The 25,853-nt window shown below is 65.8% G+C and carries 27 protein-coding genes; 9 read left to right on the forward strand and 18 right to left on the reverse strand.

Translation table 11 applies throughout. The features are described from left to right. Positions 1 to 5 precede the first annotated feature (5 nt). Positions 6 to 338 carry an ArsR/SmtB family transcription factor gene (locus tag PU724_RS05410; RefSeq protein ID WP_354420689.1) on the reverse strand — a complete coding sequence of 111 codons (333 nt, stop codon included), beginning with the start codon at positions 336 to 338 and terminating at the stop codon, positions 6 to 8. Positions 339 to 512: 174 nt separating this feature from the next. Between PU724_RS05410 and PU724_RS05415 the strand changes: the two genes are divergently transcribed. After that, entirely contained in the window at positions 513 to 1,091 is a 579-nt protein-coding gene (locus PU724_RS05415) for a cation efflux transmembrane domain-containing protein (protein WP_354420691.1), read from the forward strand. A 76-nt stretch (positions 1,092 to 1,167) separates the two neighbouring features. Here the strand turns inward: PU724_RS05415 and PU724_RS05420 are convergent, their stop codons facing one another. Together PU724_RS05420 and PU724_RS05425 are read right to left on the reverse strand one after the other, a co-directional pair. Continuing rightward, positions 1,168 to 1,758, reverse strand: a complete 591-nt coding sequence (locus tag PU724_RS05420; RefSeq protein WP_292168655.1) for an NAD(P)H-dependent oxidoreductase — start codon at positions 1,756 to 1,758, stop codon at positions 1,168 to 1,170. A 109-nt stretch (positions 1,759 to 1,867) separates the two neighbouring features. Beyond that, positions 1,868 to 2,236, reverse strand: coding sequence for an antibiotic biosynthesis monooxygenase family protein (locus PU724_RS05425; RefSeq protein ID WP_354420693.1), 369 nt, complete (start codon positions 2,234 to 2,236; stop codon positions 1,868 to 1,870). A gap of 95 nt (positions 2,237 to 2,331) precedes the next feature. Here PU724_RS05425 and PU724_RS05430 point away from each other — a divergent pair, with 95 nt between their 5' ends. Next, entirely contained in the window at positions 2,332 to 2,808 is a 477-nt protein-coding gene (locus tag PU724_RS05430; protein ID WP_354420695.1) for a MarR family winged helix-turn-helix transcriptional regulator, read from the forward strand. Between the two features lie 202 nt (positions 2,809 to 3,010). Beyond that, complete coding sequence (locus PU724_RS05435) at positions 3,011 to 4,162, forward strand: ATP-grasp domain-containing protein (protein ID WP_354420697.1); 1,152 nt, start codon at positions 3,011 to 3,013, stop codon at positions 4,160 to 4,162. Positions 4,163 to 4,166: 4 nt separating this feature from the next. On the opposite strand, the gene PU724_RS05440 is transcribed toward PU724_RS05435, so the two are convergent. From PU724_RS05440 to PU724_RS05490, 11 genes are all read right to left on the reverse strand, one after another. After that, on the reverse strand, positions 4,167 to 4,472 hold the full coding sequence (locus PU724_RS05440) for an addiction module antidote protein (protein ID WP_354420699.1): 306 nt from the start codon (positions 4,470 to 4,472) through the stop codon (positions 4,167 to 4,169). A gap of 1 nt (position 4,473) precedes the next feature. Next, positions 4,474 to 4,761 carry a type II toxin-antitoxin system RelE/ParE family toxin gene (locus PU724_RS05445; protein WP_354420701.1) on the reverse strand — a complete coding sequence of 96 codons (288 nt, stop codon included), beginning with the start codon at positions 4,759 to 4,761 and terminating at the stop codon, positions 4,474 to 4,476. A 59-nt stretch (positions 4,762 to 4,820) separates the two neighbouring features. Then, a complete protein-coding gene (locus PU724_RS05450) occupies positions 4,821 to 5,819 on the reverse strand; it encodes a Rieske 2Fe-2S domain-containing protein (protein ID WP_354420703.1) in 999 nt (332 codons plus the stop codon). Then, the gene (locus tag PU724_RS05455) at positions 5,816 to 6,961 is read right to left on the reverse strand and encodes a GNAT family N-acetyltransferase (RefSeq protein ID WP_354420705.1); all 1,146 of its coding nucleotides are present in this window, start codon (positions 6,959 to 6,961) and stop codon (positions 5,816 to 5,818) included. The genes PU724_RS05450 and PU724_RS05455 overlap by 4 nt, the downstream gene beginning before the upstream one ends. Further along, complete coding sequence (locus PU724_RS05460; RefSeq protein ID WP_320321614.1) at positions 6,958 to 8,214, reverse strand: F390 synthetase-related protein; 1,257 nt, start codon at positions 8,212 to 8,214, stop codon at positions 6,958 to 6,960. Before PU724_RS05460 ends, PU724_RS05455 begins: the two co-directional genes overlap by 4 nt. Beyond that, a complete protein-coding gene (locus tag PU724_RS05465) occupies positions 8,211 to 9,050 on the reverse strand; it encodes an MBL fold metallo-hydrolase (protein ID WP_127394192.1) in 840 nt (279 codons plus the stop codon). Before PU724_RS05465 ends, PU724_RS05460 begins: the two co-directional genes overlap by 4 nt. Next, entirely contained in the window at positions 9,047 to 10,030 is a 984-nt protein-coding gene (locus PU724_RS05470) for an NAD-dependent epimerase/dehydratase family protein (RefSeq protein ID WP_127394191.1), read from the reverse strand. The genes PU724_RS05465 and PU724_RS05470 overlap by 4 nt, the downstream gene beginning before the upstream one ends. 2 nt (positions 10,031 to 10,032) lie before the next feature. Continuing rightward, on the reverse strand, positions 10,033 to 11,022 hold the full coding sequence (locus tag PU724_RS05475; protein ID WP_354420707.1) for a 3-oxoacyl-ACP synthase III family protein: 990 nt from the start codon (positions 11,020 to 11,022) through the stop codon (positions 10,033 to 10,035). 178 nt (positions 11,023 to 11,200) lie between these two features. Next, positions 11,201 to 11,650 carry a DNA polymerase III subunit chi gene (locus tag PU724_RS05480; protein WP_354420709.1) on the reverse strand — a complete coding sequence of 150 codons (450 nt, stop codon included), beginning with the start codon at positions 11,648 to 11,650 and terminating at the stop codon, positions 11,201 to 11,203. Positions 11,651 to 11,669: 19 nt separating this feature from the next. Then, positions 11,670 to 13,154: a leucyl aminopeptidase gene (locus tag PU724_RS05485; RefSeq protein WP_354420711.1), complete on the reverse strand. Its 1,485-nt coding sequence runs from the start codon at positions 13,152 to 13,154 to the stop codon at positions 11,670 to 11,672. 122 nt (positions 13,155 to 13,276) lie between these two features. Next, complete coding sequence (locus tag PU724_RS05490; protein WP_426213052.1) at positions 13,277 to 13,504, reverse strand: hypothetical protein; 228 nt, start codon at positions 13,502 to 13,504, stop codon at positions 13,277 to 13,279. Here PU724_RS05490 and lptF point away from each other — a divergent pair. The 6 genes from lptF (at position 13,503) to rsmA (ending at position 21,277) form a co-directional block, all read left to right on the forward strand. Further along, positions 13,503 to 14,699, forward strand: coding sequence for an LPS export ABC transporter permease LptF (lptF, locus tag PU724_RS05495; RefSeq protein ID WP_320321612.1), 1,197 nt, complete (start codon positions 13,503 to 13,505; stop codon positions 14,697 to 14,699). The genes PU724_RS05490 and lptF overlap by 2 nt on opposite strands. Positions 14,700 to 14,701: 2 nt before the next feature. Then, positions 14,702 to 15,784, forward strand: a complete 1,083-nt coding sequence (gene lptG, locus PU724_RS05500) for an LPS export ABC transporter permease LptG (RefSeq protein ID WP_320321611.1) — start codon at positions 14,702 to 14,704, stop codon at positions 15,782 to 15,784. Further along, entirely contained in the window at positions 15,784 to 18,195 is a 2,412-nt protein-coding gene (locus tag PU724_RS05505) for an LPS-assembly protein LptD (protein WP_354420714.1), read from the forward strand. The genes lptG and PU724_RS05505 overlap by 1 nt, the downstream gene beginning before the upstream one ends. A gap of 185 nt (positions 18,196 to 18,380) precedes the next feature. Next, positions 18,381 to 19,304 carry a peptidylprolyl isomerase gene (locus PU724_RS05510; protein WP_127287107.1) on the forward strand — a complete coding sequence of 308 codons (924 nt, stop codon included), beginning with the start codon at positions 18,381 to 18,383 and terminating at the stop codon, positions 19,302 to 19,304. A gap of 89 nt (positions 19,305 to 19,393) precedes the next feature. After that, on the forward strand, positions 19,394 to 20,422 hold the full coding sequence (gene pdxA, locus PU724_RS05515; RefSeq protein WP_354420716.1) for a 4-hydroxythreonine-4-phosphate dehydrogenase PdxA: 1,029 nt from the start codon (positions 19,394 to 19,396) through the stop codon (positions 20,420 to 20,422). Between the two features lie 24 nt (positions 20,423 to 20,446). Beyond that, on the forward strand, positions 20,447 to 21,277 hold the full coding sequence (gene rsmA / locus PU724_RS05520; RefSeq protein ID WP_354420718.1) for a 16S rRNA (adenine(1518)-N(6)/adenine(1519)-N(6))-dimethyltransferase RsmA: 831 nt from the start codon (positions 20,447 to 20,449) through the stop codon (positions 21,275 to 21,277). 50 nt (positions 21,278 to 21,327) lie between these two features. On the opposite strand, the gene gmk is transcribed toward rsmA, so the two are convergent. From gmk to fabF, 4 genes are all read right to left on the reverse strand, one after another. Beyond that, positions 21,328 to 21,984 carry a guanylate kinase gene (gene gmk, locus PU724_RS05525; protein ID WP_127285719.1) on the reverse strand — a complete coding sequence of 219 codons (657 nt, stop codon included), beginning with the start codon at positions 21,982 to 21,984 and terminating at the stop codon, positions 21,328 to 21,330. Between the two features lie 23 nt (positions 21,985 to 22,007). Next, positions 22,008 to 22,898: a YicC/YloC family endoribonuclease gene (locus PU724_RS05530; protein WP_354420720.1), complete on the reverse strand. Its 891-nt coding sequence runs from the start codon at positions 22,896 to 22,898 to the stop codon at positions 22,008 to 22,010. A gap of 228 nt (positions 22,899 to 23,126) precedes the next feature. Further along, positions 23,127 to 24,362: an endolytic transglycosylase MltG gene (gene mltG, locus PU724_RS05535; RefSeq protein ID WP_320321839.1), complete on the reverse strand. Its 1,236-nt coding sequence runs from the start codon at positions 24,360 to 24,362 to the stop codon at positions 23,127 to 23,129. A 201-nt stretch (positions 24,363 to 24,563) separates the two neighbouring features. Then, positions 24,564 to 25,826, reverse strand: a complete 1,263-nt coding sequence (gene fabF / locus PU724_RS05540) for a beta-ketoacyl-ACP synthase II (protein WP_127393661.1) — start codon at positions 25,824 to 25,826, stop codon at positions 24,564 to 24,566. Between the last annotated feature and the right edge of the window lie 27 nt (positions 25,827 to 25,853).

Raw genomic sequence — 25,853 nt, forward strand, 5'->3', positions numbered from 1 at the left:
TAGTGCTAGCATTTGCAGCTCACGGCCTGGAGTGCCGGCTGGCAGAGCTCCGGCGCGCCGTTGCAGCAATCCTCCATCAGATAGGCGAGCAGGTCGCGGAAGCCGGTCATGTCGGCGACATAGCGGATTGTGCGCCCCTCGCGGCTGGCGTTGGCCAGTCCGGCATGGTCGAGCACCTTCAGATGCGCCGACATGGTGTTCTGGACGATGCCGAGCCGCGCGGCGATCTCACCGGCCGGCAGGCCGCCCGCCCCGGTCTTCACCAGCAAGCGGAAAACCTCCAGGCGGGTGTCCTGGCCGAGCGCCGCCAATGCCCGAAGGGCCGCTTCCTTATCCATGCACATATCCGAAAATCTGGATTTAAGGATGCTTATCTTCACCGTGTGACAGTTGCATGACAGCCACGCGAACGTTGACAGGTTGATCGCATTTGACTGGCGCCGCGGCGGTCCGCGGCTGGAACGCGGCCTGCTTTGCGCTAAGGATGCAACATTGATCGACGGATGAGAATCATGACTGGCGACCTGAGCAGGACCGTGCGGTTGGTGGCGATCCTGAACCTTGCCTATTTCGGGATAGAATTTGCCATTGCCGTCCGGATCGGGTCCGTATCGCTATTTGCCGACAGCATCGATTTTCTGGAGGATGCGTCGATCAATCTCCTGATCCTGGTCGGGCTGGGTTGGGCGGCCCGCAATCGGGCGCGGCTTGGAATGCTGCTCGCCGGCGTACTCCTGGTCCCGGCTTTGGCCACGCTATGGACCGCATGGCAAAAGCTCCATCTTCCGGTTCCGCCCTCGCCCGTACCACTCACTCTCACGGCGATGGGTGCGATCCTCGTGAACCTGTCATGCGCACTCATGCTCGCGCGTTATCGCCATCATGGAGGAAGCCTCTCCCGTGCGGCGTTCCTGTCGGCGCGCAACGATGTCCTTGCCAACGTAGCGATCATCGCTGCCGGTCTGGTCACGGCATTCCTGTGGAATTCGGCCTGGCCCGATATCATAGTCGGGCTTGCCATCGCTGTCTTGAATGCCGATGCCGCCCGCGAGGTTTTCGGTGCCGCGAGGCGCGAGCAGGCCGAAAGTTGAATCCGACATGACACATTCAGGCGGCCTGGTTGTGATGCCTCTTGCCCGAAGATCGTGCCGGGCACGGCAATGGAACTCAGAACGTGTCGAAGCGACGCTCCACCTCGCGCGCGAACATTTCCCGCTTTTCGTCCGATATGCTGTGAACGGAGTATCGCGACAGGTACAGATGCCGCACGCCCCGGCCGCACATGGTCTTCAGGCCGCGCAGCAGCACCTTCTTTCCGGGGTTCTGCATATAGAGTTGGGTGTACCACCACGGCGACCCGCATGTGGTGACCACGCCCATACGGCGGATATTGAGCAGCGAAGGCTTGATCAGGCCGTCATCCGGCGGCACCTCGTAAGCGATGCCTGGGCGCCATACGCGATCGAAATAGCCTTTCAGTATGGCGGGCATGCCCGACCACCAGGTCGGAAAGCAGAAGACGCATGCCTCTGCCCATAACAGCGCATCGACATAGACCTGCAGATCCTTCGGCACCTGGGAGGGATCGTAATGGCCACGCCATTCCTCGGGCAGCATCGCCGGATTGAAACCCATCTTGTACAGGTCGAAGTCGATGACTTCGTCGCCTCTCGCCTTGAGCGTTTTGACGATGCGCTGGTGAAGCGACGCCAAATAGCTGTCAGCCGCCGGGTGCGCGTAGAGTACGTTGACCTTCATCGGATGACGCCCTCAAGCCTTCCACCCCCGAAGGTACTAGTCGAAGCTAATAGGCTTGCCTACCTGCCGAGGCACGCCCTTGCGGTTGGCGTCATCCTTGCCGCTTCGGCTAGGCCACGCAGATCCCCGGCACCGCGACCTTCTCGAACAGATGCGGCGACGCGACGGCCGAGGACGGATAGGTCGAGATCTTCGCCCTGAACTGCGGATGCGTGAAGGCGGCACGGAAGGCGGCGGTCGATTCCCACACGGCATAGTTCAGATAGGTCGGGCTGTCGCCGATCGCGCGGTGAAGCTGGGTCGAGATGAAGCCCGGCTGCTGCTTCATGAAGGCAGCGTCGTCCTGCCAGACGTCGAGGAAGGTCTGCTCGTCGGCCTTGTCGAGCGTGAAGACGTTCACCAGCACGACGGCGGTGGCATCGATGGCGACCTGGCGGTCGATCGGGAAAGCGGGGTCGAGGGGGCGCATATGGGTCATGAGGGTTTCCTTCAATTGGTGTTATGATGTCAATCTGTTACGATGCCTACATATGCGTTTGACAACATGATGTCAATATCGATACAAGGTGACAAATGTCCAGCACGAAGCGAACACCGCCCGGCAAGGCCTTGAGCGACCTCATCCTTGACCTGTTCAGGTTGAACAGCCGCATCAGCGCGGCCGGCGACAGGCTGGTCGCAGATCTCGGCCTGACCAGCGCTCGCTGGCAGGTGCTGGGCGCCATCGTCGCCGCCGCGCATCCGCAGCCGGTGGCGTGGCTGGCGCGGGATCTCGGCGCCAACCGCCAGAACGTGCAGCGCATCGTCAACGACCTCGAAGGCGAAGGGCTGGTCGCCTTCAGGGTAAACCCGCATCACCGCCGGGCCCAGCTTGTCGTGCTGTCCGACGAGGGGCGTGCAGCTTACGACGCGGCCATGCGCCTGCAGGCCCCCTGGATCAACAACCTCGCCGACGGGCTTTCGGTCGAGGACATCAACACCATGCACGGCGTGATCGCGGCGCTGCGCAAAAAACTGGAAGGCAACGACGACGCTGAGGAGCAGAGCTGACCGCTGCGGAACGGTGGCTGTTCCATCCACTTGCTGAGCGCCGCCGCGATCCTGGCGCTGCTCGGTTCCCGGGATCGCCGGCTTTGGACGACCCGAGCCGGCTGACGATACACGGCGCGGCTCCGTTGCCAAGCGCACCGATTTCGCGCAACGGTTCCGCCAACCGCAATCACCGCCCAGGGCTTGCCGATGCCAATGTCCCGTGCCCGATAGCACTGTCCTCGTCACCGGAGCGCGCGCGCCGGTGGCGCTGCATCTGGCGCGGCTGCTGCATGGCGCCGGGCGACGCGTGATCCTGGCCGACACCCCTGCCCGGCCGATCGGCGCCGCCAGCATAGCCTGCGCGCTCTATCGCCGCCTGCCGCCGCCGCGCTTCGAGCCGGCGGCCTATGCCGAGGCCGTCGAGGCGCTGGTGCGCGCCGAAGGGATTGGCCTGGTCATCCCGACCTGCGAGGAGGTTTTTCATCTGGCGCTCGCCTGGCGCGGCCGCGCGATCCCGGCGCGTCTGTTCGCCCCCGGTATCGAGTTGCTTGCCGAGGTCCACAACAAGCATGCCTTCATCCGGCTGGCCGAACGGCTTGGCCTCGCCGTGCCGCAAACGACGCTGCTGCAATCCAGAGCCGATCTGGAAGCGGTGCGCGGCCGCGCGCGCGAACTGGTGTTCAAACGGGTATGGTCGCGCTTCGCCAGCCAGGTGCTTTTGCGCCCCTCGCCCGACGAACTCGATGCCGTCAACCCCTCGCCCGCCATGCCCTGGGTAGCGCAGCGTTTCGTGACGGGCGAGGAGATCAGCGCCTATGCGGTGGCGCGCGCGGGCAAGCTCAAGGCGTTCGCGCTCTATCGCTCGCTCTACCGTGCCGGCAAGGGCGCCGGCATCTTCTTCGAACGGATCGAGGATGTCTGGGCGCGCGAGCTGGTCGAGCGCATCGCCGGTGGCACGTCATGGACCGGGCAAGTCTCCTTCGACCTGATGCGGCAGGCGGACGGAACAGTGCTGCCGCTGGAGTGCAACCCGCGCGCCGTCAGCGGCCTGCATTTCTTCCGCGATCCGGCGCGCTTCGCGGACGCCGTGCTGGGAGACGGGCCCGAGGTCAGACCCGATGTCACCGCGCCCCAGACAGTGCGGCTCGCCATGTGGATCTACGGGCTGCCGGCGGCCTTGCGCTCCGGTGGCCTCGGCCGCTTCAGCAAAGCGATGCGCGGTGCGGAGGAACTGCTCGACTGGCCCGGCGATCCTGCACCGGTCAAGGCGCAGTGGCCGGCGCTGGCCGAGATCGCCGGCATCGCGCTTCGAGAACGCATCGGCCTGCAGGCGGCGTCAACGCGCGACATCGAATGGAACGGGCCGGTTTAGGGTCTCACGCTTTGACTTGGTTGGGCTCAACTGGCTTCGCGTACAGATGCAAGCCTAGAGCCCTAGTAACACCTAGCAACGTGCTGAGGCGCGGGTCACCTTTTTCGCTCAGCGCCTTGTAAAGCGCCTCTCGGGTAACGCCAGCTTCCTTCGCCACGGCCGTCATGCCGCGAGCGCGTGCAATAACACCGAGAGCATGCGCGATATAGGTTGCGTCCTCGGTCTCGAACGCATCCGCAAGGAGCTCGGCCTGAGACTCTGCATCGTTGAAATATTCAGCGGCATCGAATGGTGTGGTTTTGAGAGCCATGTCAAACCTCGTTTGCCATCTGTTTGGCTTTTCTGATGTCTCTGTCTTGAGAGGATTTGTCGCCTCCGCAAAGCAGTATGATGACCGTGTTGCCGCGCCGGATGAAATAGACGCGATATCCCGGCCCATAGTCGATCCGAAGCTCACCGATGCCGTCGAAGAACTTGGCGTCCCCTATCAGGCCGGCCTCAACGCGTATGATCCGCTGAGCAATCTTTCTGGCAGCCCGGATATCTGGGAGATTTCGTAGCCATTTCCTGAATTCGTCGGTCTGCCGAACCTCGGTCATCCGTAACCTATAATTCACAACGGTTTTTGAATCAAGCAACTGTGAACTTTAGATTACAGCTAAAGCTCGATCTGGTGCACGCGCGGCTCTTCCGCTGCCGGGGGCATTTCGCCCGCGATGATCGCGGCGATGTCTCGGCGCAGGAAATCGAGCGGCCCGATCACCGGCACCGCTGGCGGAGCAAAACGGGCGTTGTCGCTCGCCGATTTCAGCACGCGGCGATCCTGCTGCAACGCGATGTTGAACAGCGGTTTGAAGGCAAGCGCCTTGATCCCGCCGAGCCAGCCCCGGCGCGGGCCGATCAGCCAGCCGACGCCCTCGACGGTGCGCTCGTCGGCCTGGCGCAGATGGAAGGTGGTGGCGAGCGCAAGCCCATCCTTGCCCCAATATTCGAGTTCGGCGATGCCGGGGTAACGGAAGCGGCCGATGGTTTTCGCGCGCTCGCCTTCCAATAGCCGGCTGATCAGCCCCTGCTGTCGATCCTCGCCGGTGTAGCAAGCCTCGACCCAGCCCTCGCCGCCGGTCACTTCGACGCGCACGAGATGGCGCTTCGAACCCAGGCCACGCAGCAGGCCCTTGTGGGTGAAGTGGGTGTGGGTGGCATCGAGGATGTTTTCGGCCGCGTCGATCACCGTCGATTGCGTCGAGCTGCGCACCCGCCGCACGACGACGTTCTTGCCCTGCATGCAATGGAGATAGGGTTCGGCCTCGGGCGTGCCCGACGAGACGAAGACGACGCCGTCGCGCTCGATGGCGCCAAAGCGGCGCACCCGGTAATGCGGCATCTCGCCGACATGACCGGGGATGGCGGTGCAGCGCCCTTCCCCGTCATAGCGCCAGCCGTGATAGGGGCACTCGATCTCGCCGCCGACGAGCTTGCCGGTCGACAGTTCGACCAGCCGGTGCGGGCAGCGGTCGAACAGCGCCGCAATGCCTTGCGCCGAGCGGAACAGCACCAGCGGCTGGCCGTCGAACAGGATGCGCTTCGGCTTGCCCCTGATGTCGCCCGACAGCGCCACGGCCTGCCAGTGATCCTTCCGCTTTTGGCGCTCGCTCAAAGTTCGAACCTCCTGAGCAGGGGAATGCCTACCCGCGCCAGCACGGTTTCCATGACGCGGATCGCCACGCGTCGGCGACGCGGCAAATGACCGGCATAGACGGCGTTGTATTCGATCGCCGCGACGGCGCCGCGCCGTCGCTTGAAGCTTGCGGCCCCGGCGCTCATGTTGAAGAACAGGCCGCGCGCCGTGGCATGGTCCTGCGCCATCGCCATCACCATGCGATAGAGGCCCTCCTCTATCGGCAGCCCGGTGTCGTAGCCGACGATCGGCTGGGTCAGCGTGCCGCCGTTCTCGAACAGGCCGGTGACGGCGACGAGTTCGCCGCCCGGCCGACGCAGGCCGACCAGGCTGAGAACGCCGCGCCGGTGCATCTCGGCGATGTAGCGAGCGGTGTAGTGCGGGTTGAGCGGCGTGTATTTTTCCAGATAGAGCATGCTGTAGAGCTGTTCCGCGCGCGCATAGTCGGCATCGCTGAAATCGGCATCGCCGACGCGCTTGAAGGGCGGGCTGCCGAGTCGCTTGCGGTCGCGCTTCATGTCGTTGCTCATGGCCGGCGCCGAACCGCGGTCGGCGAAGATGTAGATCTGGCGCGCCGCCAGCATGCGAAAGCCTTCCGCCTTCAGCGCCGCGATGGTGGCCGGGTCGGCGATCTCGTTCAGCGAACGGATGACGATGGCGCGGTCCGGGAAGCGCGCCGCAAGGTCGGCGCGCAAGGCGGCGATTGCGGCACGGTCGAGCAGCGGCACCGGGTTGGTCGAAAAGAGCCAGTTGTTGAGCTGAACCTGATGGTCAAGGCCGCTCGCCCGCACCAGCGGCGCGCAGGCGCCGATCAGCGCCTTGAGCGAGCGCCGCAGCGACGGGTGCGCGATGAAGTTGCGCGTCTCGTCGACGGCATAGTCGATATAGGCGCCGGACGGGCAGCAGATGTAGCAGTTGGGCGCGTCGCTGGTGTCGTTCAGCGTCAGCGGGAAGGTGCGGCCGGCGACCTCCACGCTTTCGACCGACGTGGTAAGGTTGGCAACGAGATCGCGTACCGGCACGTCGTTGAAGAGCCGGACGAAAGCCTCGACCTTGCCGGGGCTGTTCTGGACCCGGTCCGCCTGCTGAAGCGGCCTCTCCATCATGGCGGCCGGGCTCACGGCGCCACTCCCAGCCGGCATTCGACGCGGCGCAATTTGCGGTCGGTCTCCAGCGGCAGCGGCGCCCGCACCAGATCGACCGTCGCCATCGCCTTGCGCGCCGCGAGCAGCGCGAGCACCGCCTGATGCGCGGCAGTCGCCGCCTCGTCGGCGAGATCCGGCGCGAGCCTCAGCTCAATGGCATCGGTCGCCGACTGCACCAGCCGGAAATCGTCGATGCGACGGTCGGCCTTGAGCACCGCATTGCGCAGTATGTCGGGGGTGAGCAGGACCTGGCCGGCGGCCGATTCCAGCCGGAAGACGTCGTCCATGCGGCCAACGATCTCGTCGACGCAGCGCAGCGGCGAACCGCATTTGCAAGGCTGCTCAGAGAGCCGCAACAGGTCGTTCATCCGGTATCGCGCCATGATCTGGGTCTGACGACGGAAGGCCGTGACCAGCGGCGTCACCAGCCCGTCGCCGGCCGGCTCGAATTCGAAGAACACCGAATCCTCGGCGAGATGCAGGCCGCCCTGCCGGCAGGTCACCGCGAACAGGCCCTCCGTCGCCATGTAGATCTGGTCGAGGGGCAGCCGGAAGAAATTCTCGATAACCGGACGGTCGACCGGATCGAGCGTCTCGGCGGCCGAGAAGACGCGTTGCGGCGAGAGCCGAAAGCCCGACGCCGCGAAATGCCGCAACATCTTCGGCGGCGCGATGATCACCGTTGGCTGAAAGTCCTCGAGCGTCGCGCGCCAATGTTCCGGGCCGAGCGTCAGGCCGAAGAAGCGCAGGTCGATGCGCCGCGATTTGCGGGCGCTGTCGTACAGTCCCGTGTTCTGCGGCAGGATGACGGCGACGCGCATTCCGCGCCACAGAAGATCGGGTGCCGCCTTGGCGAGGAGCGTACCCAGCCAGCGGTATTTTTCCGCCTCGGAGATGACGAACAGGCCGCGATTGCCGGATGTACCGGTACTCGCGCCAACCGTCAGGTCGCCGAGGCGGCAGTCGGCGGAAGCGGCGGCCCAGGCATCGCGGGCCGACACGCCGCCGATATTGAAGCGCTCGAAATTCGCCATCAGCAGCGCCTTGTCGGTCACAGGCAGGTCGCCGAGCTGTCGCGGCGCCTGGCCATAGAACGGCGCCAGCGGCAGGTCGTGGTCGAGCCAACGACGCAGGGTGGCCGCTTGCCAGCGCTCGAAGGCCGGCCGGCTTTTGCGCGAAACCCAGCGCGTCAGCACGAAGGAACCGATGGCTTCCGTGAGCCCGTTCATCCGGCCCCCGCCGCCAGTTCGTGCGCAGTCAGGTCGTACTGCGTCATAGCAGGGTCGTGGCAGAGCATCACCTGTCCACCCGCCGCCTGGAAGCGACGCAGCGTCTCGCAGGTCGGGCCGATGACGGCAACATCCTCGGCGATGAGGCTGGAGGGAAAGCCGGGGGCGCGCTTCGGATCGAGTGCGGCGAGCAGCCATTGCGCGTCGACGGCATAGAGCAGCGGCCGCTCCAGCCCGGCGAACAAAAGGCCGAACTGGCCGTCGGCATGGCCGGGCAGATCGACCGCCACGACGCTCCCGTCGCCGAAGAGATCGGCTCCGCCTGGCACGCCGCCGCGCGTGTCGATCCGCCGCTTCATGGACAGCCCGTCGAGCCTTGCCTCGAAGTCGGCCGGGAAGAGTTCGGTGAAGACGCCGTGGCGGAGGTTCTGCCTCGGCGTGCGCGCCTTGACGCGAGCCCAGGCGGAGCCGCTGGCGATGAAACGGGCGTTGGGAAACAGCGACAGACCCGAGATGTGGTCGGCGTGGAAATGGCTAACGATGACGGCGCGGACATCGCCGGGCGCAAGGCCGAAGCGCTGGAGCACCGTCAGCACCTGCTCGGTCGCGTTGAGTTCAGGCCTGAGCACCGCTCCGTAGAGGCGCAGCATCCAGCCGCGCCCCTCGCCCGTGACAGACTCCGGCGTGTAGCCGGTGTCGACCAGCACCGGCCCGGCCTGCGGATGCAGGATCAAGCCGTAGCGGACGCGCAGCCGCACACTGTGCCAGCCGCCGCCGCGCAGGATCAGCCGTTCGGCGGCACTGACCCAGGCACTGTTGGCAAAGTGGACCTTCATGCCGGGCCTCCGCCGGCGAAGGTGCGGTCGAGCCCCTGCGCGAAGGGGATTTTCGGCGCCCAGCCGAGCAGGCGGCGCGCCTTGGCGAGGTCGAGACTTTGCGCGTAGGCGAAGAGGCCGAGCCCATAGCGCGTCACCGGCGGCTCGGGACGGCCGGGAAGAGCGAGCGCTACCGCCTCCATGGCGCCGGCGGCCAGCATCGCCGGCCAGAGCGGCATCCGCCGCCAGCGCGCTGTGATACCGGCGCGGGCGCAGGCCTCGTCGGCGATGCGGCGCACCGGCAGCGGCTCGCCGCCCGAGACGTTGAAGACCTCGCCTTCCGCCTCCGGCGGCGCCGCAAGCGCCACCATCACCGCATCGACGACATCGTCGACATGGGTGAGATCGATGCGGGCGCGGCCGTCGCGGAAGACCGGCAGCGGGCGGTTCTTCGCCGCCTTGATGAGGCGCGGCAGCAACGCGCGGTCGCCGGCGCCGTAGATGCCGCGCGGCCGCAACACTACCGGGTGGATGGCGGGCGCCGCCAGCACCAGCCGCTCAGCCTCGCGTTTGGTGCGGGCATAATGGTTGACCGGATCGGGCAAGGCGGCGTCCTCGGTGAGACCGAGCTGGTCGCGAAAGGCGAAGCACACGGACGGGCTTGAAATGTGGACGAAGCGGCTCACACCTTGCCGGGCCGCGAAATCGAGCAGGTTTTTCGTCGCCGTGACATTGGCCGCCTCGAAATCCGCCAGGCGCCCGAAAGGCGCGGAGAGTGCCGCGCAATGGATGATCCGCTCGACCCTGCCCAGTCTCGGATCGAGCGCGCTTTCGAGCGGCCGCGACAAGTCATGGCGGATGATCCGATGGCCGGCGGCCTCCAGCGCAGCACAACATGCCGCATCGCGGCCGAGCCCGAGCGCCAGCGTGCCGGACGCGGCCAGCCTTGCCAGCACATGGGAGCCCAGAAAGCCGCTGGCGCCGGTGACGAGCACGGCCATCGTCAAACCTCCAGCGCCATGCCGCCGAAGGACACGCCGGCCGAGGTGCCGAGGAACAGCAGCCTGGCGCCCGACGCGATCCGGTCCCCGCGCCGCGCGACATCGAGCGCGAACGGAATGGAGGCGGCGATCTGGTTGCCGTAGCGGGCGGAGATGTCGACGAGTTTTTCCGGCGCGAAGCCGGTCTGGCGCACCATATGCGCCAGCGCGAACGGGCTTGCCTGATGCGGCACGACGAGGTCGACATCCGCGTGCCGCCAGCCGGCGCGCTGCAAAAGCTCGGTTACGAAGCCGCCGAAATGGCGCGCGGTGACGCGGAACAGTTCCTTGCCGTCCATGTGGAACAGGCTGTGGCGGGCGAATTCCTCCGGCTGGCGATGGAAGTCGAAACGCGTGCCGCCCGAGCCGATGCCGCAGGCCTCGTAGGCCGAAGGATAGGTGCGCATCAGATTGGCCACCACCCTGCCCCCGCCCGGCCCTGCCTTCTGCAACACCGCCGCCGCCGCGCCGTCGCCGAAGAGAGCGGCGACCTCCGGCTGGTCGCGCCACGGCAGCGCGCGCGAGGCGACCTCCGAGGAGAATACAAGCGCCGTGCTGAATTGCCCGGCCTCGATCAGGCGCGAAGCCGTCTCGAAGGCGGTGAGGAAGCCGAGGCAGGTGCTGTTGACGTCGAAGGCGGCGGCCGAACCGTCTGGCAGGCCAAGGCGCTGCATGACGAGTGGCGCGGTCGCCGGCAGCGGCTGATACGGCACGCCGCAGCCGCCGATGATCAGATCGACCTCACAGGCTTCCAGCCCGGCATCGGTCAGCGCCAGACTGGCCGCCGCGCAGGCCAGATCGATCTGCGATTCGCCTTCGCAGACGTAGCGCTCGACGACACCGGTGGCGGCTTCGAGCCGACCCTGGGCAAGGCCAAGCCGTACCTCCAGCGCGCGCGAGGTCACGCACTGAGCCGGCACCGCCCCACCGGTTCCGATGATTTTGATACGCATTCTCAACCCGCCGAATGAGTTCGCGTCTATCTAATCCATAAAGCGGATCAGGGGCGATGGCCATGATGGTGGCTTAAGGGTGAGAGTTATCCGGGCGGGGTCGCATCGCCCCAGAAATCGTCTATCGGCGCCGCGCCGACGTTTCCTGTCTAATGATTGGCGCCCATCAGTATGGAACCTACGCCTTGCGCTCCCAGCGCCGATCCGGCGTCTGCTGCCAGTAGGTCACCGTGTGGCCGGCCTCCTTCATCGTTTTCCAATGGCTGCGCGCCCCTTCCAGTTGCGCGGCGTCATGGCCGTCGAACAGGAAGACGGCGCGCTCGTAGCCCGAGAGGTCGGCAGGCGCCGCGCCGTCGACCAGGAAACGGATCTGCGCGGCATTCGGGTTGCCCTCGCCGGTGGTGAGCAGGATCGGCTGCTCGCCCGGATAGGCTTCACGGTCGGTGGCATGCGCCAGGAAGGAATCCTCGCGGAACGTCCACAGATGCTGGTCGAGCGCGTCGCGCCGCTCCTCGGTGCCGGTCTGCACGACGGCGCGCCAGCCGCGGTCGACGCTGCGCTCGAGCAGGCCGGGCAGCGCCTCCTCGAGTGTCGATTCGGTCAGGTGGTAGAACAGGATCTCGGCCATGATCGCGCCTCGAACGGCCTTACCCCTCGTAGTGGTCGCGCACGAGACGGTCGAGCAGCCGCACGCCGAACCCCGAGCCCCAGGACTGGTTGATCTCGCTTGGCGGCGAGCCCATCGCCGTGCCGGCGATGTCGAGATGCGCCCAAGGCGTCTCCTTGACGAAGCGCTGCAGGAACTGCGCGGCGATGATGGCGCCGCCGTAGCGGCCTCCGATGTTCTTCATGTCGGCGTTCTTGGAATCGATCAGCTTGTCGTATTCGGCGCCCAGCGGCATGCGCCACAGCCGCTCCTGCGTCGCCTGCCCGGCGCCGGAGAGCCGGTCCGCCAGCTCGTCATTGTTGGAGAACAGGCCGGCATAGTGCTGGCCGAGCGCGACCATGATGGCGCCGGTCAGCGTCGCCAGATTGACCATGAATCTCGGCTTGAAGCGGTCATTGGTGTACCAGAGCGCGTCGGCCAGCACGAGGCGGCCTTCGGCATCGGTGTTCAGAACCTCGATGGTCTGGCCCGACATCGAGGTGACGATATCGCCGGGGCGCTGGGCGTGGCCGTCGACGGCATTCTCGACCAGGCCGATGACGCCGATGACATTGGCCTTGGCCTTGCGGGCGGCAAGGGCGTGGATGAGCCCGGTGACGGCGGCGGCACCGCCCATGTCGCCCTTCATCTCCTCCATGCCTGAGGCCGGCTTCATCGAATTGCCGCCGGTGTCGAAGGTGACGCCCTTGCCGATGAAGGCGACCGGCGCGTCCTTGGCCTTGCCGCCCTTCCAGTGCATGACCGCCATGCGGGCGCCGCGCGGCGAGCCTTGCGCGACGCCGAGCAGCGAGCCCATGCCGAGCTTCTCCATCTCCTTCTCGGTCAGAATCTCGACCTCGACCCCGAGCGCCTCCAGGTCCTTGGCGCGCGCGGCGAACTCCACCGGGCCCAGCGTGTTGGCGGGCTCGTTCACAAGATCGCGCGCCAGAAGCACGCCGTCGATCACCGCCGCCTCGTCGGTGAAAGCCTTCTTTGCCGCGGCGGGATCGGCGCAGTGGATGGTCACCTTGACCGGCTTCTTCGGCTCGTCCTTGTCCTTCTTGGTCTTGTACTTGTCGAAGGAATAGCTGCGCAAAAGGATGCCAGCGGCGAGGTTCGCGGCCTGCCTGCCGCCGGCCTCGGCGCCCGGAACATCGAGCACGACGGCGACTTCCGTCGCCTTGCGCAGCAAGGCCGCGATGGTGCCGCCCAGCCTCAGCCAGGCCTGGTCGTCGAGGGCGGCGGCCTTGCCGGCGCCGACCGCCACCAGGCGGTCGAGCGAAGTCCCCTCCGGCGCCAGCACCTCGGCGACGGTGCCGAACTTGCCGGAAAAGTCGGCCACCGGGAACGCGCGCGCGAGCGCCCCGGCCGGATCGCAAGCCTTGCCTGCTTCGCCAACCGCGCCATCGTCGGCCGCCAGCACGAAGGCGCTGCCCTTTTTCGGCGCGGCAAATTTGGCGAAGGCAATCGAAGGTGTCGAAGTCATCAGAACCTGCTTTCGGGGATAGGCGCCGCACAACGGCTTTCAAGAGTGCGCGACATTTGGTCGTTTTCCATCATTTGGCAAGACTTTGGCCGAAATCGCAGCCTATATCGCCGCCGCAACCATCAGTGGATTCGTCGCGGCATGGCCCCGCATTCCTGCCGTAACCTCTTGTTAACCACCAATGTTTTGCATTTCTTATGCATTGCCTTGGACACTCCGGCCAGCCGGGGCGCGTGATGTGGAACGGGAACCAGATCGAGCCGCCAATGCAGCCAGTTGTACTGCCGTCGCCGGATGACTACCTTGTCGGCGGGCATGATGCCGTTCGGCAAAATCGAGAAAGCCTTCATGAAGGTCGTTGAACGCTACATCATGCGTCGCGCAGCGACGGTCTTCGTGGCCGCGCTGACCTGGACGCTGGCGATCGTGTGGACGACGCAGGTGCTCGCCAAGATCGATCTCGTCACCGACAGCGGCCAATCGGCGCTGACCTTCTTCGAGGTCGCCGCGCTGATCATCCCGTCGATCATCCCGATCGTGGTGCCGTTCGCGCTGGTGGTGGCGGTGGCGCAGACGCTCAGCGTCATGAACACCGATTCGGAACTGGCCGTCATCAATGCTGCCGGCGCCTCGCGCTGGACCATCGCGCGGCCGATCCTCCTGCTGGCGCTCGCGGCCAGCGTCTTTTCCTTTGCCGTCGACAATGGCGTCGACCCCTATGCCAGGCAGAAGAACCGGCAGCTGGTGGCCTCGTCGCGCGCCGACCTTCTGTCGCTGATCATCCAGGAAGGAACGTTCCGCAAGATCGACGACGGCCTGTTCCTGCAGATCGGCGAACGCCTGCCGGACAACAGGCTCGGCGGCATCTTCGTGGCCGATTCGCGCGAGGAAGGCGCCAACCTGATCTACTACGCCAAGTCCGGCAGCATCGTCGAAAAGGGCGACGAGAAGGTGCTGATGATGAATGACGGCGTCATCAACCGCAAATCGCTGACTGGCGACCTGTCGGTGATCCGCTTCACCTCCTATGCGTTCGACCTCTCGGCCTTCATGTCGGCGGCGAACGAGATCACGCTGCTGCCCAAGGACCGCACGACGCAGTACCTGCTCAACCCGGATCCCAACGACAAGATGTTCCAGCGCAAGCCGGGCAGCTACACGGCCGAGCTCGACCAGCGCTTCTCCGAATGGTCCTACCCGCTGGTGTTCGCGCTGATCGCGCTGGCGGTGGCGGGCGACGCGCGCTCGCACCGGGAAGCGCGGATCCATCCGCTGATCACGGCCATCGCGATCGCGCTGTTCGTGCGGTGGCTCGGCTTCTTCGCCGCCGGCAAGGCCGACAAGGTGCCGCTCTATGCCTATGTGGTCTACGGCGTGCCGATCGTGGCCTCGGCTGTCGCCACCTGGTTCATCGTCTCGTCGAGGTCGATGGAACTGCCGGCGGCCTGGGCGGACTGGATGACCAATCTCGCCGGCCGCGTCAGCGAGACCTGGACGGCCATCAAGCTGCGTCTCTCCCGGCGCGCTTCCGGCCAGGGGGCATGACGATGGGCTGGACGCTGGGCCGCTACTTCTTCTTGCGCTACGTGTCGATCACCATCTGGTTCTTCCTCGGCCTTCTGGCGCTGGTGTTCCTGATCGACTTCACCGAACTGTCCGGCCGCACCACCGGCCTGCCCGGCTTCACCTACGGCACCGCCTTCGCCATTTCGGCGCTGAGGATGCCGATGATCATGCTGCAGACCGTGCCGTTCGTCGGCCTGTTCTCGGCGATGGCGACACTGGTGTCGCTCAACCGCAAATATGAGCTGGTCATCGCGCGGTCGGCCGGCGTTTCGGCCTGGCAATTCCTGCTGCCCTGCTGCATCGGCGCGCTCATGTTCGGTGTGCTGTCGGTCGGCGTGCTCAATCCGATCGCGGCGCACGGCTTCTCCTGGTCCGAGCAGATGGAAAACCAGTTGCGCGCCGGCAATTCGAACGCGGTGCCGGCCGACACGACGCCTTGGATCCGGCAAAAGACCGCTTCCGGCGACACCATCATTGGCGCCCGGGCGATTCTCAACCAGGGCTTGGAAATGGCCGACGCGGTGTTCTTCGTGCTCGACCAGCAAGGCAACATCGTCGAGCGCAAGGACGCGGCGCACGCCTTCCTGCGCGACGGCTATTGGGAGTTGCAGGACGTCAAGGTGTTCAAGGACGGCACTATCCGGCCCGCGACATCCGACCGGGTCCAGACCAACCTCAAGCCTGAATTCGTACAAGAGCGGCTGGCGCGCCCGGAAACCATTCCCTTTTACGACCTGCCCGGCAAGATCGAGGTTGCCCGTTCCTTCGGGCTGAAGGCAAATGCCTTCGCCATGCAGTTTGATTCGCTGGTGGCGCTGCCGTTCCTCCTCGTCGCCATGACGCTGATTGCGGCAACAGTTTCAATGCGATTTGCGCGTATGGGGCAGTCGGCGACGATGATTCTGGGTGGCGTCCTCGCCGGCTTTCTGCTTTATGTCGTTTCGGTATTGGTCAAGGCATTCGGCGTGGCGGGATTCGTCCCTACGGCGGTGGCCGCATGGGTTCCGGTTGTCGTGGCTATGTTCTTCGGGGTGACGTTTCTGCTATACAAGGAAGACGGCTAGTGAGGGAGGCGGTTTTGCGCAGCCATAGGCACGCCGGTTTGGCACGCCTCTATGGGGCGACCGCCTTGGCATGTCTGTTCGCCTGCGCGGTGCCGACGGTACCGGCGCTGGCGCAGGACATTACGGCGAATCCCGTTCCGTCCGGCACGCAGATGCTGCTTGCCGCAGATACGCTCGTCTACAACAACGACAACAACACGGTGACCGCTGTCGGCGGCGTGCAGATCGACTACGGCGGCAACAAGCTGGTCGCCCAGCGCGTCGAATACAACCGCAACACCAAGCGCCTGGTCGCGAGCGGTGCGGTCGAGCTGATCAACAGCGACGGCACCAAGATCAATTCGGACCATATCGACATCACCGACGACTTCGCCGACGGCTTCGTCAACGCGCTGCGTGTCGAGACCGTCAACAAGGCCTATTTCGCCTCCGAGAGCGCGGAGCGCATGGGCGGCGTTCTGACCACCTTCCACAACGGCGTCTACACGGCCTGCGAACCCTGCGAGGACAAGCCGGACAGCGCGCCGACATGGCGCGTCAAGGCGCGCAAGATCATCTGGAACGGCGAGAAGAAGACGGTCCGCTTCGAGAATGCGAATTTCGAGTTCTTCGGCTTCCCGCTCGCCTATCTGCCGGCTTTCGAGATCGCCGACCCGACGGTGAAGCGCAAGAGCGGCTTCCTGATCCCCGGCATCGTCTACAAGAGCGACCTCGGCGTCGGCGTCAAGATCCCCTACTACTTTGCCCTGTCGCCGACCTATGACCTCACGGTCACCGGCACCGGCTACACCAAGCAAGGCTTCCTCGGCGAAGCCGAATGGCGCCAGCGCTTCAACAATGGCGAATACAGCCTGAAGATCGCCGGCATCCATCAGCAAGATCCCGACGCCTTCATCGACAACGGCGTGCGCAATGTCGATTCGGGCGCGGCGGGCGATCCGAACAAGTTCCGCGGCATGATGGGCACCAAGGGCCAGTTCGCCATCAACGACCGCTGGAACTTCGGCTGGGACGTGCTGCTGCAGACCGACAAGAACTTCTCGCGCACCTATGCCATCGACGGCTACAGCGACACCGTCCACCAGTCGTCGATCTACCTGACCGGCCTCAACGACCGCAACTATTTCGACGTCCGCGCCATGCGGTTCGAGGTGCAGGAAAACACGCTCTCCAGCGACGCGACGGCGCGCGCCGGTGAACAGCCCTGGGTGCTGCCGTCGCTCGACTATGCCTACATCCCCGACATGGCCGTGGCCGGCGGGCAATTGTCGCTCAACGTCAATGCGCGCGTTATCAGCCGCGACCGGCTCGACGTGGCGCTGGCCGATCCTCTCGATGACACCTCGATCAACAATGTGCGCGGCATCGAAGGCCAGTCCAGCCGGCTGACAACCGAGGCTGAATGGAAGCGTACCTTCACCACCGATGGCGGCCTGCAACTGACGCCGCTGCTGGCGCTGCGTGGCGACGCCGGCTATGTCAACGCCAATACCGCCTCGCTGAACGCGATCAACCAGATGGCGACCAATCTGGGCGAACAGGACGACATGCGCACCTCGCTCGCCCGCTACATGGCGACGCTGGGCCTCGAAATGCGGTGGCCAGTGCTGTTCTCGATGGCGAGTTCCAGCCATATCGTCGAGCCGATGGCGCAGGTATTCGTGCGTCCGAACGAGCAGTATGTCGGCGGCCTCGCTGTTCCCAACGAGGATGCGCAGAGCTTCGTCTTCGATGCCACGACGCTGTTCGAGCGCGACAAGTTCTCCGGCTACGACCGCATGGAAGGCGGCACGCGCGCCAATGTCGGCTTCCGCTATTCCGGCGCCTATGAGGGTGGCTGGAGCACCAACGCGATCTTCGGCCAATCCTACCAGCTGGCCGGCCAGAATTCGTTCACCGCGCCCGATCTGGTCAATGTCGGCGCCTATTCGGGTCTCGACAAGCCGACTTCGGACTATGTCGGGCTGATCGGCTTCAACAGCCCGAGCGGCTTCTCCGGCTCGCTCAGCGGCCGCTTCGACGAGCAGACCTTCGACGTCAGGCGCGCCGAGGTGAAGGCCGCCTATTCCGGCCTGCCGGTTTCGCTCACTGCCAAATATGCCTTCATCCAGGCGCAGCCGCTCTACGGCTTCGAAACCGATCGCCACGAGGTCACGCTCGGCGCCTCGACCCACCTTGCCGAGAACTGGCGCGTCTTCGGCACCGGCACCTACGACATCAAGCAGAGCGTTCTGGTCAAGGACGGCGTCGGCTTTGCCTATAATGATTCCTGCTTCACCTATTTGATGACGTTCTCGGAATCGCGCGACCTTGTGACCAAGGAAGTGTCGCAGAATGTCGGCTTCAACCTGTCGTTCCGCACGCTTGGCGATTTCGGGTCGTCGACCAGCGCCATCGACACCATCCAGTGACGGCTGGCTGACGACATGGTTTCGCCGCATAGGGCTGGCAGGGGTTTCGGTCACATTGCGCATGACCCCGAAACCGGAAGACATTTGCCGAAGGATCATGCGCCAGATCAATTGCCATAGCGTCTGCCGCGGGTCCGAGGGGACGCTCGGCGCTGTAGAAGCGGGACAGAATTGGGATACGTGAGATGAGGAAATACCTGTTTTCAGCAGGCTTCGCGCTGCTGGTGGCGGCGACCTCGGTTTCGATCACGGCGATGACGCCGCCTGCCTTCGCCAGCACGATCAAATATGTCGTCAACAACGTACCGATCACCACCGGCGACATCGCGCACCGGGCCGCATTCCTGAAACTGCAGCGCAAGAAGGGCGATGCTGGGCAGGAAATGATCGACCAGACGCTGCGCATGGCCGAGGCCAGGCGGCTCGGCATCCGCATCACCGATGCCCAGGTCGATGCGGCGTATCAGCGCTTTGCCACCAACAACAAGATGCAGCTCAAGCAGCTCGACGGAATCATGGCGCAGTCCGGCGTCACCAAGGAGCACTTCAAGGACTTCATCCGCGCCCAGATGGCCTGGAACCAGGCGTTGGGTGCCCGCTACCGTTCCGGCGAGGGCGGCGCGGTGACAGAGCAGGACGCGGTGCGGCGCATGCTGGACAAGGGCGGCGCCAAGCCGACCGCCATGGAATACATGCTGCAGCAGGTGATCTTCGTGGTGCCGGCCTCCGAGCGCAGCGCGACACTGGCCAAACGCAAGCGCGAGGCCGATGCCATGCGCGCGCGCTTCAACGGCTGCGACAGCACGCGCCAATTCGCCAAGGGGCTGCTCGACGTCACCGTGCGCGATCTCGGCCGGGTCCTGGCGCCTCAGCTGCCGGCTGACTGGGCCGACCAGATCAAGGCGACCAAGGTCGGCGGCGCCACCGCCACCCGCGAGACCGAGCGCGGCATCGAATTCATCGGCATCTGCTCGTCGCGCGAAGTGTCCGACGACAAGGCGGCGCAGATGGTGTTCCAGAGCGAGGGCGGCAACGACAAGGACGCCGACGAGCTCTCGAAGAAATATGTCGACGAGCTGCGGAAGAAGGCCAAAATCGTCGAGCGCTAGATTGGCAGGGTTTTGGGCGTGAGTGAACGAGACGACAGAGCCACCTCCTGTCCATACCCGGGCAGATCGCCCCGCAAGACGGCCTAGACATGCGCAAGACCGATGCCCCGCTGGCAGTGAGCGTCGGCGATCCATCCGGCGTCGGCCCGGAGATCGCCATCGCCGCCTGGCTCGCCGGTGAAAGCGCCGGCGTGCCGCCCTTCTACCTGCTTGCCGATCCGACACTGATCGAGGCGCGCGCGCACCACATCGGCGCCAGGATAGCCATCGCCGAAACGCTGCCGGCGCAAGCAGCGCGGATGTTTTCGCGGGCGCTGCCGATCGTGCCGCTCGATGCCGGCCATGTCGACAATCCCGGGCGGCCCGACATCGCCAATGCCGCAGGCACCCTCGAGGCCATCGATCGGGCCGTGGCCGATTGTCTTGCCGAGCGCGCCGCGGCCGTGGTCACCTGCCCCATCGCCAAGAAGCCGCTCTACGATGCCGGCTTCCGCTTTCCCGGCCACACCGAATATCTGGCGCATCTGGCGGGACTGCACACGGGCGCCGAGGTGACGCCGGTAATGCTGCTTGCCGGCCCGGAACTGCGCACCGTCCCGGTCACCATCCACATCCCGCTCGTCGACGTGCCGAAGGCGCTGACGAGCGAGCTGATCGTCGCCACCGCACGCATCACCGCCGCCGACCTGAAAACCCGCTTCGGCATCGCCAGGCCGAGGCTCGCGGTCGCCGGCCTCAACCCGCATGCCGGCGAAGGCGGTGCAATGGGGGTGGAGGACAGGCGGGTCATCCAGCCGGCGATCGAGCAACTGAGGGCGGAGGGCATCGACGCCTTCGGGCCGCTGCCGGCCGACACCATGTTCCATGCGCGGGCGCGAGCCGGCTACGACGCGGCACTTTGCATGTACCACGACCAGGCGCTGATCCCGGCCAAGACGCTGGCCTTCGACGAGGCGGTCAATGTCACGCTCGGCCTGCCCTTCATCCGCACCTCGCCCGACCACGGCACCGCTTTCGATATTGCCGGCCAAGGCATCGCGCGCGCCGACAGCCTGATCGCTGCCCTGAGGCTCGCCCGCCGGCTTGCCGACAGCGGGACCGAGGCCGTGGCCGCATGAGCGCGTTGCCGTGAGCCTGGCCGCATGACGATCGACGGGCTGCCGCCGCTGCGCGAGGTGATCGAACGCCATGGGCTGCAGGCGAAGAAGGCGCTCGGCCAGAATTTCCTGCTCGACCTCAATTTGACCGGCAAGATCGCGCGCGCCGCCGGCGACCTCGCCGACGCCACCGTGATCGAGGTCGGCCCCGGCCCCGGCGGATTGACGCGAGCGCTGCTGTTCAACGGCGCCAAGCGGGTCGTCGCGATCGAACGCGACGAGCGCTGCCTGGAAGCGCTAGCGGAGGTCTCCAATCATTATCCCGGCCGTTTGCACGTCATTCCCGGCGATGCGCTGAAGACGGACTTCGCCGCGCTTGCCGGGGAAGCCGGCGGACCGGTGAAGATCGTCGCCAACCTGCCCTACAATATCGGTACCGAACTCTTGATCCGTTGGCTGACGATTGCCGAATGGCCGCCCTTCTACCAATCGATGACGCTGATGTTCCAGCGCGAGGTGGCCGAGCGCATCACCGCCGCCCCAGGCAGCGATGCCTATGGCCGGCTCGGCGTGCTCGCCGGCTGGCGCACGCAAGCCAGGATCGCCTTCGACGTGCCACCGCAGGCCTTCACCCCGCCGCCGAAGGTGACGTCATCGGTGGTGCATCTGGTGCCGCGCGCGACCCCCTTGCCGGTAGAAGCGAAAAAGCTCGGCCGCGTCACCGAGGCCGCCTTCGGCCAGCGCCGGAAAATGCTGCGGCAAAGCGTCAAGAGCCTCGGCGGCGAGGCCTTGCTGGTGCGCGCCGGCATCGACCCGACGCGGCGGGCGGAGACGCTCAGCGTCGACGAGTTCGTAAGGTTGACGAACGCGGTGTAGTGCTGCGGCCTCTCCTTCTCCCACAAGGGGAGAAGGAGAGGCGCACCGCCTCACTCCGTCTTCTCGTCCAGCAACCCCGAAACGAAATCGAACAGGCCCGGCCGCCTGTCGCGCCGCAGCCGCTCGGCGGTGACGATGCCGCGCACCTCGGCGAAGGCGCGGTCGAGATCGTCGTTGACGATGACGAAGTCGTATTCCTTCCAGTGCTCGATCTCGAGGCGGGCGTTCTTCAGCCTGGTCTCGATCACCGATTCCTGGTCCTCGGCGCGGCGTTTCAGCCGCGCCTTCAATTCCTTCATCGACGGCGGCAGGATGAAGATCGAGACGATGTCGGCGCGCATCTTCTCCTTGAGCTGCTGGGCGCCCTGCCAGTCGATGTCGAACAGCATGTCGCGGCCCTGCGCCAGCGCCAGCTCCGCCGGCTCGCGCGGCGTGGCGTAGCAATTGCCGTGCACCTCCGCCCATTCGAGCAGGGCGTCAGAATCGCGCAGCCGCTCGAACTCGCGCATGGTGCGGAAGTGATAGTGCACGCCTTCGATCTCCGAGCCCCGGCGCGGTCTGGTGGTGACCGAGACCGACAGCTCGAGACTGGAATCGCTTTCGAGAAGATTGCGCGCGATCGTTGACTTGCCGGCGCCCGACGGCGACGACAGGACCAGCATCAGCCCGCGGCGGCGGATGCGGGACCCCAGATCCCTGGCAACCATCGGCTCCTTGGCAACCATCCGGGTCACTCCAGATTCTGAACCTGTTCGCGAAACTGGTCGACGACCGCCTTCAGCTCCAGCCCGATGGCGGTGACCGCGGCGGCGTTCGACTTCGAGCACAACGTATTCGATTCGCGGTTGAATTCCTGTGCCAGAAAATCGAGCTTGCGGCCGATGGCGCCGCCATTGGCGAGCAGCACACGCGCGGAAGCGACATGCGTCTTCAGCCGGTCGATCTCCTCGCGGATATCGGCCTTGGTGGCGAGGAAGGCCGCCTCCTGGTGAAGCCTGCTGGCGTCGAGATTGGCCGAAGCATCCAGCAACAGGCGGACCTGCTCGGCGATGCGTTCGCGGATCGCCGCCGGCTCGCGTGACGGATCGGCCTCGGCCTTCAGCGTCAGCGCCTCGATAGCGTCGATGTGGCCGGCAAGCAGCGAGCGCAGGGCGGCGCCCTCGCCCTGGCGGGCCATTTCCAGGCCTGCCAGCACCGTTTCGAGCGAGGCCAGGATGGCGCCGTCGAGCGCCGCCCGCGCCTCCTCGGTTTCGATCGTCTCGGGAATGTCGAGCACGCCGCGCAACGCGAGCAGCCCGTCGGCGGTGGCGGGGGCTGCGCCGAATTGCTCCTGCAGGCGCTTGGCCAGCCCGGCCAGATCCTTGAGGAAGGACTCGTTGACCACCGGCTGCACCTGCTGGCCGGCGGCGCGGCCGACCGTCAGCGTCGCCTGGAAATTGCCGCGCGAAAAACGCTTCTGGATCGTCTGCCGGACCGCCGGCTCGAGCCGCTCGAAGCCTTGCGGCAGCCGCAGTCTCACCTCGACGCTCTTGCCGTTGACCGACTTCACCTCCCAGGCGATCGAGGCGCCGTCATGTTCGGCGACCGCCCGCGCAAAACCGGTCATGCTCTGCAGATTCATAGTGCCCTTGCGCCCCCTTGCGCGCGGCCGCGGACGTTGCGCGACCCTGAGCGGTTGATGGCTTCGCCGAACCGCTCTAACTATTTGTTTCTACGCAATTCCGAACGGAAAGCGTTGCACACTTTTCCTGGAATTGCTCCAAAAAACCACGGCGCCCCCTCGAAGCGTACGCCGCCGTCAAAATATCAACGCCCCCTTGCAGCCGGGCGCAAGTTCAAAAGCGTTTGTCTATTGGGCGGCGCCCGCATCGCCACCGGCGTCACCGCTATCGTCGCCGGTGGCCGGCGCGTCGGTCTGGCCCTCGACCTTGGCGGCGCCAGCCTTGGCGGCGTCCTCGGCCTGCTTCTTCTGCAGTGCCCGGTAGCGGGCGACGTTCTGGTTGTGCTCTTCGAGCGTCGCGGCAAAGACATGGCCGCCGGTGCCGTCGGCGACGAAATAGAGATCGTCGGTCTTTGATGGATTGGCGACGGCCTCAAGGGCCGCACGGCCGGGATTGGCGATCGGCGTCGGCGGCAGGCCGTTGATCAAATAGGTGTTGTAGGGCGTCTGCTTGTCGATGTCCGACTGGTAGATCGGACGGTCGGCGGGTTTGCCCTTGCCGCCGAACAGGCCGTAGATGATGGTCGGATCGGACTGCAGGCGCATGCCCTTGGCGAGACGGTTGAGGAACACGGAGGCCACGCGCGAACGCTCGTCCCCCCTGCCCGTCTCCTTCTCGACGATCGAGGCCAGTGTGACGAAGTCCTCGACATTGGCGATCGGAAGGTCCGGCGCGCGCCGCTCCCAGACATCGTCGACCAGCTTCTTCTGGTCGGCAAGGAGCTTGTCGATCATCTGCTGGCGCGTGGCGCCGCGGGTGAAGCGCAGTGTGTCGGTGGCGAGGCTGCCCTCCGGCGGCATGGCCGCCGGCATGTCGCCGGTCAGCGCATCCTGCTCGGAGATGCGCTGCAGCGCCTGCTCGACTGTCAGCCCCTCGGGGATGGTCAGCGAATACATCACCGACTTGCCGCTCTTCAGCATTTCCATGATGTCGAGCATCGAGGCGCGCGGCTTGATCTCGTATTCGCCGGCCTTGAGCGCGGAATCATTGCCGGTGGCACGCACGCCGAGGCGGAAGATGCGCGCGTCGCTGATCAGGCCGCGCCGCTCGAGCTGGTCGGCGATGTCCTGAACGCCGGTGTTCGGCTTGACCAGGAAGGTGTCGCCATTGGCCGACGGGCCGGGTTCGGTGAACGCCTGCTTGCCGAAATAGAGCGCGGCACCGGCCGCCAGGATCATCAGCATCACCAGCGAGATGACGAAATTCATGAACACGACGACCTGGCTGCGCGAGGCGCGCGAGCGTCTCGGCGGCGGCGTGCCGGCCTCCGGACGCAGCGCCTCGGCCGCCGTCTTGGGGACGATCGGACCAGTTGCGGCCTGCTGCTTGCCGAATTCTCCGCTGCCGCCCGGATTTGTGTTCATAGCGCCCTACCATCTGATCTCTTGGAGAGGCGCACGTCCCAGCGGACGCGCGAACCACGCTCCAACATTTCAACCCTGCGCCTCGTGCCTTGCGAAAACCGGCCGCGGTTTTCTGTCCGACGCGCGAATCCCCAAGGGCAGAGTAGGGGCGAATATGGCAAAATTGACGACAGGCCGCGCGAGCGGCCGCCGGCCCCACACTCAGCCATTGTAACGCTGGAAGACGAGCGAGGCGTTGGTGCCGCCGAAGCCGAAGGAGTTGGACAGCGCCACGTCGATCTGGCGGGCGCGCGGCTTGTTCGGCACGAGATCGATCGCCGTCTCGCGCTCCGGATTGTCGAGGTTGATGGTGGCGGGGGCCGTGTTGTCGCGGATGGCGAGGATCGAGAAGATCGCCTCCGCCGCGCCCGCCGCGCCCAGGAGATGGCCGATCGACGACTTGGTCGACGACATCGAGATCTTCGAGGCGGCATTGCCGACAAGGCGCTCGACGGCGCCAAGCTCGATCGTGTCGGCCATGGTCGAGGTGCCATGGGCGTTGATGTAGTCGATGTCGGCGGGCGAGAGCTTCGCCCGCTTCAGCGCCGCCGTCATGCAGCGGAAGGCGCCGTCGCCATCCTCGGCCGGCGCGGTGATGTGGTAGGCATCGCCGGTGAGCCCGTAGCCGGTGACCTCGGCATAGATCTTGGCGCCGCGCGCCTTGGCGTGTTCGAGCTCCTCCAGCACGACGACGCCGGCGCCCTCGCCCATGACGAAGCCGTCGCGGTCGCGGTCATAGGGACGGGAAGCCTTTTGCGGCGTCTCGTTACGCTCGGTCGACAGCGCGCGGCAGGCGGCGAAGCCGGCCAGCGAAAGCCGGGTCACCGGGGCCTCGGCACCGCCTGCCAGCATCACGTCGGCATCGCCGAAGATGATCAGGCGGGCGGCATCGCCGATAGCGTGCGCGCCGGTCGAGCAAGCGGTGACGACGGCGTGGTTCGGGCCTTTCAGCCCGTGCCGGATCGACACCTGCCCGGAGACCAGGTTGATGATGTTGCCGGGGATGAAGAACGGGCTGATACGGCGAGGCCCGCGCTCGTGCAGGATCAGCGCATTCTCGGCGATGCCCTCGAGCCCGCCGATGCCGGAACCGATCATGACGCCGGTGGCGCAGCGCTCCTCCTCGGTGCCCGGCTGCCAGCCGGAATCCTTCAGCGCCTCGTCGGCGGCCGCGATCCCGTACAGGATGAAGTCGCCAATCTTGCGCAGTTCCTTCGGCTCGAGCACGGCTTCGGGATTGAGCGTGCCGTTGGAGCCGTCACCGCGCGGAATGACGTGGGCGATCTTGCAGGCAAGATCCTCCACTTCGAACTCGGTGACGCGCTTGGCTGCGCTGCGGCCGGTCAGCAGTTCCTTCCAGCTGTGCTCGAAGCCCATGCCAAACGGCGAAACCAGGCCAAGGCCCGTGACGACGACACGCCTCATCGCAGGTCCTCCCCGGTGATGCCCGCG

The sequence above is a fragment of the Mesorhizobium abyssinicae genome, assembly GCF_049887195.1.
GTDB classification, from domain to species: Bacteria; Pseudomonadota; Alphaproteobacteria; order Rhizobiales; family Rhizobiaceae; genus Mesorhizobium; species Mesorhizobium abyssinicae.

Bases quoted from the DNA above. Each gene is read 5' to 3' on its own strand.
- PU724_RS05410 (WP_354420689.1), bottom strand. From the start codon at position 338: ATGGATAAGGAAGCGGCCCTTCGGGCATTGGCGGCGCTCGGCCAGGAC.
- PU724_RS05415 (WP_354420691.1), top strand. From the start codon at position 513: ATGACTGGCGACCTGAGCAGGACCGTGCGGTTGGTGGCGATCCTGAAC.
- PU724_RS05420 (WP_292168655.1), bottom strand. From the start codon at position 1,758: ATGAAGGTCAACGTACTCTACGCGCACCCGGCGGCTGACAGCTATTTG.
- PU724_RS05425 (WP_354420693.1), bottom strand. From the start codon at position 2,236: ATGACCCATATGCGCCCCCTCGACCCCGCTTTCCCGATCGACCGCCAG.
- PU724_RS05430 (WP_354420695.1), top strand. From the start codon at position 2,332: ATGTCCAGCACGAAGCGAACACCGCCCGGCAAGGCCTTGAGCGACCTC.
- PU724_RS05440 (WP_354420699.1), bottom strand. From the start codon at position 4,472: ATGGCTCTCAAAACCACACCATTCGATGCCGCTGAATATTTCAACGAT.
- PU724_RS05445 (WP_354420701.1), bottom strand. From the start codon at position 4,761: ATGACCGAGGTTCGGCAGACCGACGAATTCAGGAAATGGCTACGAAAT.
- PU724_RS05460 (WP_320321614.1), bottom strand. From the start codon at position 8,214: ATGAACGGGCTCACGGAAGCCATCGGTTCCTTCGTGCTGACGCGCTGG.
- PU724_RS05465 (WP_127394192.1), bottom strand. From the start codon at position 9,050: ATGAAGGTCCACTTTGCCAACAGTGCCTGGGTCAGTGCCGCCGAACGG.
- PU724_RS05470 (WP_127394191.1), bottom strand. From the start codon at position 10,030: ATGGCCGTGCTCGTCACCGGCGCCAGCGGCTTTCTGGGCTCCCATGTG.
- PU724_RS05475 (WP_354420707.1), bottom strand. From the start codon at position 11,022: ATGCGTATCAAAATCATCGGAACCGGTGGGGCGGTGCCGGCTCAGTGC.
- PU724_RS05480 (WP_354420709.1), bottom strand. From the start codon at position 11,650: ATGGCCGAGATCCTGTTCTACCACCTGACCGAATCGACACTCGAGGAG.
- PU724_RS05485 (WP_354420711.1), bottom strand. From the start codon at position 13,154: ATGACTTCGACACCTTCGATTGCCTTCGCCAAATTTGCCGCGCCGAAA.
- lptF (WP_320321612.1), top strand. From the start codon at position 13,503: ATGAAGGTCGTTGAACGCTACATCATGCGTCGCGCAGCGACGGTCTTC.
- PU724_RS05490 (WP_426213052.1), bottom strand. From the start codon at position 13,504: ATGAAGGCTTTCTCGATTTTGCCGAACGGCATCATGCCCGCCGACAAG.
- lptG (WP_320321611.1), top strand. From the start codon at position 14,702: ATGGGCTGGACGCTGGGCCGCTACTTCTTCTTGCGCTACGTGTCGATC.
- PU724_RS05510 (WP_127287107.1), top strand. From the start codon at position 18,381: ATGAGGAAATACCTGTTTTCAGCAGGCTTCGCGCTGCTGGTGGCGGCG.
- pdxA (WP_354420716.1), top strand. From the start codon at position 19,394: ATGCGCAAGACCGATGCCCCGCTGGCAGTGAGCGTCGGCGATCCATCC.
- rsmA (WP_354420718.1), top strand. From the start codon at position 20,447: ATGACGATCGACGGGCTGCCGCCGCTGCGCGAGGTGATCGAACGCCAT.
- gmk (WP_127285719.1), bottom strand. From the start codon at position 21,984: ATGGTTGCCAGGGATCTGGGGTCCCGCATCCGCCGCCGCGGGCTGATG.
- PU724_RS05530 (WP_354420720.1), bottom strand. From the start codon at position 22,898: ATGAATCTGCAGAGCATGACCGGTTTTGCGCGGGCGGTCGCCGAACAT.
- mltG (WP_320321839.1), bottom strand. From the start codon at position 24,362: ATGAACACAAATCCGGGCGGCAGCGGAGAATTCGGCAAGCAGCAGGCC.
- fabF (WP_127393661.1), bottom strand. From the start codon at position 25,826: ATGAGGCGTGTCGTCGTCACGGGCCTTGGCCTGGTTTCGCCGTTTGGC.